At 61.8% G+C, this 12,610-nt stretch carries 15 protein-coding genes, 1 tRNA gene and 2 pseudogenes; 7 read left to right on the top strand and 11 right to left on the bottom strand.

Annotation, left to right across the window (positions count from 1 at the left end; translation table 11 throughout):
* The first annotated feature begins 13 nt into the window (after nt 1-13).
* The 3 genes from phaC to ASD12_RS03725 all read left to right on the top strand — a co-directional run bounded on the left by phaC (nt 14) and on the right by ASD12_RS03725 (nt 3,636).
* Nucleotides 14-1,849 (top strand): class I poly(R)-hydroxyalkanoic acid synthase, encoded by a 1,836-nt coding sequence (phaC, locus tag ASD12_RS03735; RefSeq protein ID WP_056582050.1) that lies wholly within the window; start codon nt 14-16, stop codon nt 1,847-1,849.
* Between the two features lie 215 nt (nt 1,850-2,064).
* Nucleotides 2,065-3,309: a YcbK family protein gene (locus tag ASD12_RS03730; protein ID WP_056582048.1), complete on the top strand. Its 1,245-nt coding sequence runs from the start codon at nt 2,065-2,067 to the stop codon at nt 3,307-3,309.
* A 252-nt stretch (nt 3,310-3,561) separates the two neighbouring features.
* Nucleotides 3,562-3,636, top strand: a tRNA-Glu gene (locus ASD12_RS03725).
* A gap of 141 nt (nt 3,637-3,777) precedes the next feature.
* Here the strand turns inward: ASD12_RS03725 and ASD12_RS32715 are convergent.
* The 8 genes from ASD12_RS32715 to ASD12_RS03685 all read right to left on the bottom strand — a co-directional run bounded on the left by ASD12_RS32715 (nt 3,778) and on the right by ASD12_RS03685 (nt 8,402).
* Nucleotides 3,778-3,948, bottom strand: a complete 171-nt coding sequence (locus tag ASD12_RS32715) for a hypothetical protein (RefSeq protein WP_162252211.1) — start codon at nt 3,946-3,948, stop codon at nt 3,778-3,780.
* Nucleotides 3,949-4,423: 475 nt separating this feature from the next.
* Nucleotides 4,424-4,828, bottom strand: a complete 405-nt coding sequence (locus ASD12_RS03715; protein WP_056582044.1) for a TadE/TadG family type IV pilus assembly protein — start codon at nt 4,826-4,828, stop codon at nt 4,424-4,426.
* On the bottom strand, nt 4,818-5,207 hold the full coding sequence (locus ASD12_RS03710; protein ID WP_274533728.1) for a TadE/TadG family type IV pilus assembly protein: 390 nt from the start codon (nt 5,205-5,207) through the stop codon (nt 4,818-4,820). Before ASD12_RS03710 ends, ASD12_RS03715 begins: the two co-directional genes overlap by 11 nt.
* Nucleotides 5,208-5,262: 55 nt before the next feature.
* A complete protein-coding gene (locus ASD12_RS03705) occupies nt 5,263-6,444 on the bottom strand; it encodes a pilus assembly protein TadG-related protein (protein WP_082525240.1) in 1,182 nt (393 codons plus the stop codon).
* Between the two features lie 302 nt (nt 6,445-6,746).
* Nucleotides 6,747-7,010 carry a DUF6074 family protein gene (locus ASD12_RS03700; protein WP_056582385.1) on the bottom strand — a complete coding sequence of 88 codons (264 nt, stop codon included), beginning with the start codon at nt 7,008-7,010 and terminating at the stop codon, nt 6,747-6,749.
* Between the two features lie 169 nt (nt 7,011-7,179).
* Nucleotides 7,180-7,476, bottom strand: a complete 297-nt coding sequence (locus ASD12_RS03695; protein WP_056582039.1) for a DUF982 domain-containing protein — start codon at nt 7,474-7,476, stop codon at nt 7,180-7,182.
* Between the two features lie 151 nt (nt 7,477-7,627).
* Complete coding sequence (locus ASD12_RS03690) at nt 7,628-7,867, bottom strand: hypothetical protein (RefSeq protein ID WP_056582037.1); 240 nt, start codon at nt 7,865-7,867, stop codon at nt 7,628-7,630.
* A gap of 112 nt (nt 7,868-7,979) precedes the next feature.
* Nucleotides 7,980-8,402 carry a hypothetical protein gene (locus ASD12_RS03685; protein ID WP_156389095.1) on the bottom strand — a complete coding sequence of 141 codons (423 nt, stop codon included), beginning with the start codon at nt 8,400-8,402 and terminating at the stop codon, nt 7,980-7,982.
* Between the two features lie 200 nt (nt 8,403-8,602).
* Between ASD12_RS03685 and map the strand changes: the two genes are divergently transcribed.
* The gene (gene map / locus ASD12_RS03680; protein WP_056582033.1) at nt 8,603-9,430 is read left to right on the top strand and encodes a type I methionyl aminopeptidase; all 828 of its coding nucleotides are present in this window, start codon (nt 8,603-8,605) and stop codon (nt 9,428-9,430) included.
* A gap of 25 nt (nt 9,431-9,455) precedes the next feature.
* Here map and ASD12_RS03675 read toward each other — a convergent pair.
* A pseudogene (locus tag ASD12_RS03675) lies at nt 9,456-9,644 on the bottom strand (ATP-binding protein); the annotation flags it as partial.
* A gap of 406 nt (nt 9,645-10,050) precedes the next feature.
* On the opposite strand from ASD12_RS03675, the gene radC reads away from it, so the two are divergent.
* Both radC and ASD12_RS03665 read left to right on the top strand, forming a co-directional pair.
* On the top strand, nt 10,051-10,809 hold the full coding sequence (gene radC / locus ASD12_RS03670; protein WP_056582030.1) for a DNA repair protein RadC: 759 nt from the start codon (nt 10,051-10,053) through the stop codon (nt 10,807-10,809).
* 15 nt (nt 10,810-10,824) lie between these two features.
* Entirely contained in the window at nt 10,825-11,220 is a 396-nt protein-coding gene (locus tag ASD12_RS03665; RefSeq protein ID WP_056582027.1) for a M20/M25/M40 family metallo-hydrolase, read from the top strand.
* Nucleotides 11,221-11,335: 115 nt separating this feature from the next.
* On the opposite strand, the pseudogene ASD12_RS35850 reads toward ASD12_RS03665, so the two are convergent.
* Nucleotides 11,336-11,635, bottom strand: a pseudogene (locus ASD12_RS35850) (hypothetical protein); the annotation flags it as partial.
* A gap of 120 nt (nt 11,636-11,755) precedes the next feature.
* Between ASD12_RS35850 and ASD12_RS35030 the strand changes: the two are divergent.
* Nucleotides 11,756-12,100, top strand: a complete 345-nt coding sequence (locus ASD12_RS35030; RefSeq protein ID WP_156398529.1) for a hypothetical protein — start codon at nt 11,756-11,758, stop codon at nt 12,098-12,100.
* On the opposite strand, the gene ASD12_RS03655 is transcribed toward ASD12_RS35030, so the two are convergent.
* A complete protein-coding gene (locus tag ASD12_RS03655; protein WP_056582384.1) occupies nt 12,064-12,588 on the bottom strand; it encodes a hypothetical protein in 525 nt (174 codons plus the stop codon). The genes ASD12_RS35030 and ASD12_RS03655 overlap by 37 nt on opposite strands.
* Nucleotides 12,589-12,610 lie beyond the last annotated feature (22 nt).

The following is a 12,610-nucleotide window of genomic DNA, read 5'->3' as shown; positions in this document are numbered from 1 at the left end:
AACCCCGCCTACCATGTCCAAAACACCCGATTCGGGCAAAGCGGAAGATGACGAGCCTTCGACCGTCGAGCAATATCTGGTGAAGGACCCGGAACGCTTCGCTCTGAATATGGCGCGCATGATCGAGCAGGCCGGCAAGGCGGCTTCCGCCTGGGCCGAGCCGCGCGAAAAAGGCGAGGTGCGCGATCACGTCGCCGAGCCGGTTGTCGACATGGTGAAGACCTTTTCCAAGCTCAGCGAATACTGGCTTTCCGATCCGCAGCGCGCACTGGAAGCGCAGACACGGCTGTTCGCCGGCTACATGACGGTCTGGGCCAACGCCATTCAGCGTACCAGCAACGCCGCGCAAGAAACCGAAGACGCCGTCAAGCCGGAGCGCGGCGACAAGCGCTTCCTCGACCCCGAATGGGGCCGCAACGCCTTCTTCGATTTTCTCAAGCAGGCCTATCTCGTCACCTCGCGCTGGGCGGCCGATCTGGTCGAACACGCCGAAGGTCTGGACGAGCACACCCGCCACAAGGCGAGCTTCTACGTCAAGCAGGTGTCCAACGCCATCTCGCCGTCGAATTTCATCCTGACCAACCCGGAGCTGTTTCGCGAGACCGTCGCTTCCAACGGCGAGAACCTGGTGCGCGGCATGAAGATGCTGGCCGAGGACATTGCCGCCGGCAAGGGCGACCTGAAACTGCGCCAGGCCGACTATTCGCCCTTCGAGATCGGCCGGAACATCGCCACCACCCCTGGCAAGGTGGTTGGCCGTAGCGATGTCGCCGAGATCATCCAATACGATCCGGCGACCGAGACGGTGCTCAAGCGGCCGCTGCTGATCTGTCCGCCATGGATCAACAAGTTCTACATCCTTGATCTGAACCCGCAGAAATCCTTCATCCGCTGGGCGGTCGAACAGGGCCACACCGTGTTCGTCATCTCCTGGATCAACCCGGACGAGCGCCACGGCGCCAAGGGTTGGGAGGCCTATATCCGCGAGGGCCTGCAATATGGCCTCGACACGGTCGAGAAGGCCTCCGGCGAGCGCGACGTCAACGCCATCGGCTATTGCGTCGGCGGCACGCTTTTGGCGGCGGCACTGGCGCTGTTGGCACGCGAGGGCGACGACCGCATCAAGTCAGCCACCTTCTTCACCACCCAGGTCGATTTCACCCATGCCGGCGACCTGAAAGTATTCGTCGACGAAGAGCAGGTCGCCGCGGTGGAAAAGTCGATGAGCGAAAAGGGCTATCTCGACGGCACCAAGATGGCGACCGCCTTCAACATGCTGCGCTCGGGCGACCTGATCTGGCCCTATGTCGTCAACAACTACATGCGCGGCAAGGATCCCCTGCCCTTCGACCTGCTCTACTGGAACGCCGATTCGACCCGCATGGCGGCGGCCAATCATTCCTTCTACCTGCGCAACTGCTACCTCGATAACACGCTTTCACAGGGCAAGATGGAACTCGCCGGCCACACCATCTCACTGGGCGACATCACCATCCCGGTCTACAACCTCGCCTCCAAGGAAGATCACATCGCGCCGGCGCTTTCGGTGTTCCTCGGCTCGAAATATTTCGGTGGCAAGGTCGAATACGTCATGGCGGGATCGGGTCACATAGCAGGCGTCGTCAACCCGCCGGCCTCCAACAAATACCAGTACTGGACCGGGGGTACGCCGACAGGCGACTTCGGACAGTGGGTAGCCAAGGCCACCGAGCACCCAGGGTCCTGGTGGCCGCACTGGCAGAACTGGATAGAGGCCAGGGACAACACCCGCGTGCCAGCCCGCAAACCCGGCAACCATATGAAAACCTTGGGGGATGCTCCCGGTACCTATGTGAAGGTGCGTGTGTAACGGACTGTAATGTCTGGTGAGTTGACGGGCCGGTAAAAGCGGGCGAAATGGTGTCGTCAACCATCAAGCGGCCGTAATTCGGCAATCACTGCAAAAATACTTCCAGGCTTGCGGATTTGACACAGGTCTCGTTTCCGGATCGGAGACAAAGGTCACCTTGACGCGGCGTATCGGTGCCGCACCAAGGACATACCGACCGGGCATCGAGGGGGAATTTGACTTTGAAATCAGCAGGATGGAGCCTCGCAAAGGGAGAACGCCGCGCCATCGTGGCAGCGCTCTGCTCCTTGCTTCTGGCCTCCTGCACCTCGGCTGGCGACCCGACAATGTCGGTCGGAATGCCCGGCTACAATGCCACCGCATCGGACATAAGTGCTGCCTCGAGCGGCAAGGCGACCGTCGCCTCCGATTCGTCTGAGGTCACGACCGAGCAGACGACCGTGATGACGGCGAGCGATACGGCGCTGCCCGAGAAGGTCGCCTATGTCCCGGTGGCCAATCCCGAAACCGCCTTTCCGTTGACAACGCCGGCCGGTGCCGAAACAATCGTCGGCAACACACCGCAGTCGCTGACACAGCAGGCGCAGACCGCGCAGCAGAACGACACGGTTGCTCAGCAGATCGCCGCCGCCGACGCCGGCGTAAACGCGCAGAAGCCGACAGCCGCTCCGGCCATGAACAACCCGGTCTACGTGACGGCTGGCGAGATGCCGCAGGCCGAAGCACCAAAGAAAAAAGGCTTCCTGGCCTCGATGTTTGGTGCCACGCCAGCCTCGGCGACGCCCCTTATCAACACCCGGTCGGGCGAGCAGCCCGTGGTGCAGGCAAAAGCGGCGCCAGCAACGGCAAAGCCGATCATCACGTTGGCCTCGGCCGATTCCACGGCAAAGCCGGTGCAACTGGCTTCGCTCGGCGGCGATACCGGCCACATCACCGGTAGCGATGCCCTGCCCGGCGTGCGCCAGACGGCCCTGTTCGAAATCAAGCGCAAGTCCGGCCTTGATGACGAAAGCGACGTCGACCTCAACGAGGATGAGGGGCCAGTCGGCGGCTCCTATCAGGTCGCGTCCGCCGCCGGCATGGCCCGACTGGCGCCCAACGGGCTGCTCAAGCAGAACGAGAGCGTCGATGTGGCCTGCCTAAAGCCGTCGCTGGTGCGCGTGCTGAAGACGATCGAAGGCCACTACGGCCGCAAGATGACGGTGACGTCAGGCTATCGCGACCCGGCCCGCAACCGGCGCGCCAACGGCGCCAAGAATTCGCTGCATATGTATTGCGCTGCCGCCGACATTCAGGTGCCCGGCGTTTCGAAATGGGAGCTGGCAAGCTACATCAGGAGCATGCCCGGCCGTGGCGGCGTCGGCACCTACTGCCACACAGACTCGGTTCACGTCGACGTCGGCCCCGAGCGCGACTGGAACTGGCGCTGCCGCCGGCGCAGCGGCGGTGGCGACGGCTAACGGCATTATTCTGCGATTTGGCGCGATGCGTCCCGTCTTCGTCATCCTAGGGCGAAGCAGGAGCGAAGCTCCGTCGCAAAGACCCTGGGATTCATGCCGGGATTTTAGCCGACGAGAACAGCGGAGCAGAATTCCGCACCTTGCCGGACGTAGCGAAATCCTTGTTCAAAGGCCCGGAAAAAAGTTGTCCAAGGTGGCACCTGACGGGTTGCCGGTTGCGCACAACGCCAGTATAAGCCGCTTCGTCTGAGCGCGCCCATCGTCTAGCGGTTAGGACACCGCCCTTTCACGGCGGTAACAGGGGTTCGATTCCCCTTGGGCGTACCAGAGACTTCAACCGCACTTGCAATTGGACATACCGAGGCCTGCGGGGACGGCATTGCGTGTGAGAGCCAATGCTGAAACGAGAGCCCGTCCGTTAAGGCGGCCCTCTTTCAGCGCTTCAACTTGGCGTCCGCCAAAGCAAAATCAAAAGCCGGTTATGATCCACGGATTCGAGTCGTATCCGAGGCGCGGCTCTGCCTTCGCGCCGCTATCTTCCGGTTTGGCAGTTCCGGTAAAACTGCAGTCCAGATTTGGAACGGGCTTCTTGGCTGACGGGTTGGTAGAACACAAGGCGGCGGCATCACTGATTGCCACCTTCTTCTCCTTGGCAACAGCCACACCAGTCGCGGCGAACACGACAGCCGTGCAAAATATAGCCACTCTCATTGGCCCCCCACAATGCAAATACCCCGAGGGATGCCCGGGCATGACGCTACGTCAATTTAATATTAGCATTAACAAATATATAAGATAGCCCTGTGCCATCAAAAAGCTGGCCGGAGTGCGTCACGTGACCGCCAAAAGCGGTGCCGATGGGGGCACCGGCCGGGCATGAGCCGCATTCTGCTATGGGAGAAGGGCGTGGATAAACTGAACATAGGGGCTGATCAGGCTAAACGCTGGCGAGACCGGGCCCTGCGCGGTCGCCGAAGGCGTCTATCGCATAACGTCGTGTCGTGGGCACTGATCCTGACGGCGATAATCATTCTCTGTGGTCTGATCGCGCTCAAGGCGTACAGGTAAGCAGAACCCCAGCGCGCGTTCTCGGTGATAGCTGTCCTGCCAGAGCCTAGCCGCCGACCAGCGGCACGGTGACGGTTGTCGCGTAGTTGATCGGGAAGGCGCTGAAGTAAGGGAAGTCGATGACGAAGGCGTAGGTGGCGGTCAGATGCGCCATACGGAAGCCGCCGCTCACCGGGTCGATGGCGATCGTGACGTTCACATCCTTCAAACCCAGGGCCTGCAATTTTTGCGTGAGGATCGATTGGATGTCGGCCTGGGTCAGCGTGTTCTTAAGCTGCAGCGAGCGCGATGACGTCTCCAGCGTATAACGAACACTGGAGACCGAGTGCATCGACCAGCCGAAGGCGAAGATGCCGAACAGCAGCATGACGAGGAAAGGCGCGATCAGCGCGAACTCCAACCCGGCCCCGGCCGATCGATCCCGCCCGAACGCGCTTGCTCTAGCGGACACGGATCATCTCCTGGTGGCCGATGATGCTGGAAGCGGAAAAAGCACCGAAGGCAACGGGCGGCACCCAAGTGGCCGAGGCCTGGATCTGGACATAGACCGATGGCGCCTTCGGGCCACTGCACAAGGTGGAAGCGTTGACCACGGTCGTCCCGCACATGTAAATCCGGGTTAGCGTGACTTGGCCGTCCTCCGGCCGATTCTCCCAGCTCGCAATGGCAACAGCCTTGGTCGCCGCATCATTGGTCGATCCGCCCATGACCAGGTTCGCGGCAGTCTTCACGCCGGCGCGCATCGACAGCGAGCTCGTTACGTAGGACCAGCCGTCCAGAATGCCGAGCAGCACCAGGCACAGGATGGGCAGCACCATCGCGAACTCCACCGCCGCAGCGCCCGCATCATCGCCAAGGGTCCGGATCGATTGGCGTTTCACGAAGCTACTCGACCAGCGCCACGGACTGCCCCGCCGGAATGTCGCGCATTCCGAGGCTCGTGCAATCCTGGTTGACGGTTGTGCTGCCGGACCATTGAATCGTATTGGCGACGACCTGGGTGCAGCCGCCGTTGCCCGAGAAGTTGCCAAGATAGTTTACTTGCTGTTTGGGGAAGTAGATGGCCCCGGTCAGCAGCGAGTCCGCTGTGCCGTTGAATGTGCTGGATGCGGCGATACCGGTCCTGTCGCCGTAAAACAGAACGCCTGAATAGGTGCCCGAGGTCGGCGCGCTGAGCTTCACGGAGGCATTGCCATTCATGCTGACGGTCGAACTGCCCGACATGAAGATGGTCACACCGCTGCCGACGATGGCCGCGTTGGCGTTGATCTTGAGATCGCCCCGAACGACATAGACGCCCGGCGAAAGCGTGACATTGCCCTTTAGGTTCATGCCGCTGCAATAGGTGCCTGGACTGAGCGTCGGCTTGTTGTCGTTCTGGCAGGGGTTCGAGGCCGTCGGGGCCGGCAGGTCGGCAAAGGGATCGGCGACCGGCAGTGCCTGGGTGATTGGGGCCGCGCAGACGGTTGTGACGGGATTGCTGAGAGAGACGCCGCCCGCCGATATCAGGCAATCGACCTGGAGGCTCGCCGAGCCCTGGAGCTTGATGGCGTCCGGGGCGATCGAATTGGACATCACCACGCAGCCGGTGACCTTCACGGTGGTATTGCCGGAAAACAGTGCCGCCTGCGGGGCGGCCGGATCGAGCGCGGTCATGCAGGCCTTCGAGGCATCGGTGATGAGGGCCACCGCCCTCGCCTGTTCGGGAACCTGGGCCTGCGTAAAGATTGCGGTGAACATCCGGTCGAGCTTCTGACCCACGATGACCTCGACCGCCTTCTTCGCCGTATTTGGTCCAGACGCTGGTGGCGTATTGACGACGATCGTGCCCGAGCCCAATCCGTTCGTCGCTGCCGACTGGGTCGCGGCCGCGACGATTGTCGGCTTGTCGGAACCCGAGACCCGTTCAAGCGCGCCGGCATAGGCGGCGGCATCGGCCGTCGCCTGCAATCTCAGGCTGTTGTAGTACCAGTAGGAGGTCTCGACACCGAAGCCCGCGGCGCCGACAACGATCGGCAAGGTCAGGGCGAAGATGGTGGCAACATTTGCGCCCGTGCTCCGGCGCATGCCGTCTATTGTAAGCCAAATACGGGTGAAGCTACTGGAGGCCATGGCATAAATTAGAAAGCACGCACATATGAACGAATGGCTAAAAAGTCCCGTTCAATTTTGATCAGTGACCTATTTGTTTCCAAAAGGAAGGGTTTGTTGGCTGACCGACGGGTTTTGGACATGACGCTCCTTGCCCGCGCCAGTTCGCCGGTGCGAGCTCATTTCATAGCAGCGTGTCTTGGCGGGCGAATGGGCCAGCGTCATCAAGACGGCCGCTATTGGAGCACTTAATAGAGCCCGGTTCCGCGATATTTTCTTTAAGCGGAAAGTATTGGCATCGACTCCGCAGGCGTTCCAGCCAACATCTCTCGCTGTACGGCCAGGAAAAACCTGCGCACTTCATCGCTGGCTGCTGTTCTGTCCCTGCCGGAACCGACCACGAGATCGAGCAACTCCGACGCCTTGGCCCTCCAGAAGGAGGTGGCGGTCTCGCCATGCAGACTACCGAGCTTGGCAGCAACCTCCCTGACCAAGAATACCTGACGGTCGATCGGGAATGCACGAATTTTTTCTGAGGACATCTTCCGAACCATGAGACTGACGCAACGAATCAACCATTGCCAACAAGCAATGGCGTAGCCGGGAAGGTGGAAACGGAAGCTTAACGGCGCTGTCGCTGGTGCACCTGATGTGCAGCCGTACGCTCACGACATCGCCGTGTGCGTTCAAACATTGACGTTGCGACGGCCCTCAGGCCTGGAGCGCCCTCGCCTGACCGCCGCGCTTGCGCGGCGTCATCATGTCCCTGGCCATCAGTCCGCTCGCCCGGCAAAACGCCATGAATGCCCGGCACGCATCCTCGGTCTTGACCACGTCCACCGTGGCGCCAAAGCAGGCGTTGAACGCTTTCTGATAGATCGGGCCCTGACGGCGCGCAGGCCAGTCCTGAAGAAAATCGAGCGCCTGTTCGACGCCGTATATCTCCTCGACTGGCAGGCCGGGCGCGGATGCGATGCGCACCGGCACCTCGAATTGCAGTCTGTCCATTTCCTGTCTCCCGAACTGGCGTCACCGAGGCAACGCCATTCGTCGTCAAAAGTTGCTTTGACCAGCTTTTGGCCCAGAAATGTGTCGTCTCTTGGGTCGCTGAACCGCCACGTCGCCCAAACAATCGAGGATATGCTTTGGGCGACTGCGTTCACTGGTTCGCCGGATCCGTCTCCGCGTCGAAAGCCATGCGAATGGCGGTAATCAGCACAGATATCGTCGGCACAGCGAAGATGCCGCCGAGAGCAAGGGCCGCCATCGCCGACAGGCCGAGCGTCTCGGCAACCGCCCAATAGACGGTTCCGATGCAGATGAGCGCCTGGACAGAGAGGAACGCGGCAGCCGCGGCAGCACGCGACAGAGTTTTGAAAGTCTTGATGCGGTGTTGCATTGAAAATAGTCCGGAAATGACGCGCCGCGCTACCGCGGCGCGGCCGACAGCCGCCGCACGATCACGGCGCGAACAGGGATAGCTATGGGTGAAGGGTGCGGTTCTGGACCGCTCAGGCCGCGATGGATGGCGGTGCGCGCGGCTGGTTGGTGCTCGCCCTGGGAACCGAGGCCGCTCCGTATCCCGAAACAACCGCTCCCGCCGGCGTCCGTTCGACCCAAAGGAAGACAGCGTCGGGGACCGGCAGAGCGGGGTGGCCGCCGGCGAACTTGACCAGAGCCGGACGGACGGCGCGAACTTCCAGCGCTTGCGCCTTGCCGGTGACACGCAGCAGCGCCGCCACCTCATCGGACCGCTCGACACCGACGCTGGTAACGCTCGGCGCACTATCCGGGAAGGCTGGCACCACCGGCTGGCCGAGGCACAGCATCGCCAGCAGCACCATGCCCATCAGGCATGAGCAGGCTGCCGTCAGCGGCGCTTCAAGCCATCTGGCTTGCCTGGCCGCCGTGAAGGGGCGAGATCTCGAAAACATCACCCGCCCTACCGCACGATGACCAGAATGGAAAGCAAACCGGGCAAAACCCGGCAAGACATTAGCCCATGCAAGGCGAATATCCCGAATGCACGGCTGCATCAGGCAGTTCTTCCTTGAACCTTTCGCCCTCAAGTGCCAAATCTGGGGAGATTTTCACGTCGGCCCTCTTGCAGGGTCCTACCGGCTACACGGACAAAATGGTCACCTATCTCGACGCCGCCACGGCCCCGCTCAGAAACACCGGCCAGATTCGCCTCTATGGCAAGGACGGCTTTGCCGGCATGCGCAAGGCATGCGATCTCACCGCGCGCTGTCTCGACGAACTGGTGCCGATGGTCGAGCCCGGCGTCACCACCGAAGCAATAGACCGCTTCGTCTTCGAATTCGGCATGGACCATGGCGCGCTACCGGCGACACTCAACTATCGCGGCTACACGAAATCGTCCTGCACCTCGATCAATCATGTCGTCTGCCATGGCATTCCCGACAACAAGCCGCTCAAGGATGGCGACATCGTCAACATCGACGTCACCTACATCCTCGACGGCTGGCACGGCGATTCCTCGCGCATGTACCCGGTCGGCACGATCAAGCGTGCCGCCGAGCGCCTGCTCGAAGTCACGCATGAATGCCTGATGCGCGGCATAGCGGCGGTCAGGCCCGGCGCCCGCACCGGCGCCATCGGCGCCGCCATCCAGACATATGCCGAGGGCGAGCGCTGCTCGGTGGTGCGCGATTTCTGCGGCCACGGCGTCGGCCAGCTGTTCCATGACGCACCGAACATCCTGCACTATGGCAGCGCCAATGAGGGCGTCGAGATGCGGCCCGGCATGATCTTCACCATCGAGCCGATGATCAATCTTGGCCGGCCGCACGTGAAGGTTCTGTCGGACGGCTGGACCGCCGTGACGCGCGACCGCTCGCTGTCGGCGCAGTACGAGCACACGATCGGCGTGACCGACACCGGCTGCGAGATTTTCACCCTGTCGCCAAGAAAGCTCGACCGCCCCGGCCTGCCGGCTTAGCGCATCTTACCCGGCACGCGACCTTCTATGACGGTTGGGCACTTGGACCATTCGGCAGGACGACGGTAACGACCAGTCCATTGGGTTGGTTGTCCAGCAATTCGATCCTGCCGCCGTGCCACTCGACGATGTCGGCAACGATCGAGAGGCCCAGGCCGAACCCATGCTTCGACGCAACGCCGCGCGACGCATCCTCCTTGAAGAACGGTTCGAAAAACGAGCGCGGGCCGTCATCGGAAATCGTCGGTATCGACTGCAATGGCGTCGGCCGCAAGCACGATCCCCGAATGCGTTGAAAACAGAATTGCCATCGCCGCAAGAGAGGCCCGGCCAGCGAACATTCCAGAATCGATTTTGGCCAACGGCGTGCTCCGGAAGAGCGAGGCCGTGGGGCCCTCATGCTCTGGCTATTTCAGGTGAAAATGGCTGCATGCGTGAAGTGATGTTAAGTTTTGTTGCGCAATCTTGGTCTGATCTTGGCGCCTGTATTAGCTAGAGAATCCCGAAGTTGACAACACAGGCTGGCATGACGCCCGCGCCGGTCGTCTCGCGCTTGCAGAACAGAACGGTTTTCAATCCAGCCCAGAACGGTTTTAATGTTCGCATCGGAGGGGCGGCATATGGGGAACAGAAGCGACGACGACGAGCGGAATTTCTTCGCCGAAGTGCCGATGCGGCCAGCGGCGAATGCCAAGGCGAGAGACGAGAGGCCGCATTATCTCGGCCATCGCGACCGCTTGCGCGAGCGCTTTGCCTCGGCGGGTCCGGACTCCCTGCCCGATTACGAACTGCTGGAGCTTCTGCTGTTTCGCCTGATCCCCCGCGCCGACACCAAGCCGGTGGCCAAGGCGCTGCTGGCGCGCTTCGGCACGCTGGCCGAAGTGCTTGGCGCGCCTCTCGGCCTGCTGCAGGAGGTCAAGGGCATCGGCCCGGCGGTGGCACTCGACCTGAAAATCGTCGCCGCGACGGCGCAGCGCATGGCACGCGGCGAGGTCCACGGCCGCGAGATCCTCTCATCCTGGCAGCAGCTTCTCGACTATTGCCGCTCAGCCATGGCCTTCGAGGCGCGCGAGCAGTTCCGGATCCTGTTCCTCGACAAGAAGAACGCGCTGATTGCCGACGAGGTGCAGCAGACGGGCACTGTCGACCACACGCCTGTCTATCCGCGCGAAGTGATCAAGCGCGCGCTCGAACTCTCAGCGACCGCCATTATCCTGGTGCACAATCACCCGTCAGGCGACCCGACGCCGTCGCGCGCCGACATCGAGATGACCAAGGAGATCATCGAGGCGGCCAAGCGCCTGGGCATCGCCGTCCACGACCACATCATCATCGGGCGCAAAGGTCATTCCAGCATGAAGGGCCTGCTGCTGATCTAGGGCCGGAGGGCATAGTTGGGGACTGCCACGAGCGCCCGACCAAGCCCGGGCGATCGAATTAAGCGCAGGAAATTCGTTTGCATAATCTTCTGCCGAGATCCCTATCTGCGAAAGCACCCTGCCCGCGTCGAGTGGATCCTCGACGCCGACTGCGCCGAAATCCCGTCGGACAATCCCTTTGTCGGCGTCTTCCAGGAGGCCGTCAAAGAAGCCAACCTCTCGCCGGTCCTGAGTGGTTTTGGCGCGCACAGCGACATCGGCCTGCCGACCGGCCTTGGCAACACCCCGACCGTCAATTTCGGTCCCGGCGATCCGGCGCAGGCGCATCAGCCGAACGAACGCGTTTCGGTGCGCGATCTCGTCGATTGCACCAAGGCAATTGCAATTGCCGTCGAAAAATGGTGCCGCTAGCAGGCAGGAAGCGATGTCAGCGACGGAGAAATCCGGATCGAGCCTGTTGAGCCCGCCTCAAGGCCCTTCCATTGTGTCCAACGAGCCGATATCGACGCGACCTTCACCGTTCTGATCAGCCGCTGAAGTGGATGGGACGAATCCGGCTAAAATAAGCGAGTGCCCCGTTCATATTTTCCTCGAGCGCGGTTCGGAATTCTCGCTCGAACCCCTGTTGAAGCATGGGTGAGACCTGGGCTCTGTTTCTTATGATGTTGATGTGGCCGAGGAGATGGGGACTGAAGGGCCGTATCGTCAATCTACCTGCCCATCGAGCCGCCGAGAACGGGTCGACGATTGACACTCCCAAGCCCTGTGCGACCAGAGCGCACGCCGTATCGGCGAACGGTGTTTCGAAACAGTAGCCGACGGCAACCCCGGCGTGATGGGACGTTGATGCTTTTCAGGCGGCCAGAGCGTTGCCTATACGCCGGAGGGCCGTTGGAAGGGGTCGCTCAGTTCGACAGCTCTCGGCCTGACCGATGCCATCGCGACCTTGCCTTTCATCGGCGAGTCCACCTTCCTGAAGGTCGATGCTTCCCGCGTCGAGAGTTGCGCGGTTGACGGCATCCCGATTGTCGACACGCCCGCTGCCTTGCACAACACCATCTATGGGTTTGCCTGGACTGGCCATGGCTTCGCCATCGCCCTTGGCTTCACCAATACCTCACGGACTGGATCGTCGGTGGTGAAAAGCCGCAAGCGCTCGAAGTTTTCTCGGGCAAACGGTTTCATGGGCCGCTTTTGGCGAGTGGCATGCATACCCAAGTGGCTTTGGGCGGGATTCCGCGCCAGGAAATCTGATCACGGTACATCCGTGTTGCAGCTACCGGCAACCTGATTGACCGCTTCGCCGAACCCGGCGAGGTCGAAATCGGCTTCGCCGCGCCCCGACAGCAGCCCGAACCGCCACGAAAGCTGGAGCCGGTTCGCGGCGACAAGGCGCCTGATGCCATCGGCGCCGTCGCGCACCAGCATCCTGCCGCGTGGCCCGACCGACCAGCTTTCATCGAACTTGCTGCCCTGGTCGAGCGTGACCGACATGGTGATCTTGCGGCTGGCCGAGACGGCGTCGTTCAATTGCAGCCATTCGGTCCAATGCGGCTCGCCGTTTGCCCGGCAGGCAATCGTCAGGATCGGGCTGTAGCTCAAGGCGCCGCCGCCGGTGATCAGCTTGTTGGTGGCATAGAGCGACGCCGTGACGAGGCCGTCGTCGCCCGTGTCGAACCGCCAATTGTCAAGCACCGTATCGGCTCGGGCGATGCCGCAGGCCGAGACAAGGATCAGCGCGATTGCCGCTGCGTGTCCCAATTCGACGAAAAGTCTCAACACGCCCTCCAACAGCCAAGCG

Source organism: Mesorhizobium sp. Root102 (genome assembly GCF_001425625.1).
Lineage (GTDB): Bacteria > Pseudomonadota > Alphaproteobacteria > Rhizobiales > Rhizobiaceae > Mesorhizobium.
The sequence above is the reverse complement of the archived record's forward strand: the minus strand, read 5'-3'. Positions and strand labels throughout refer to the sequence as shown.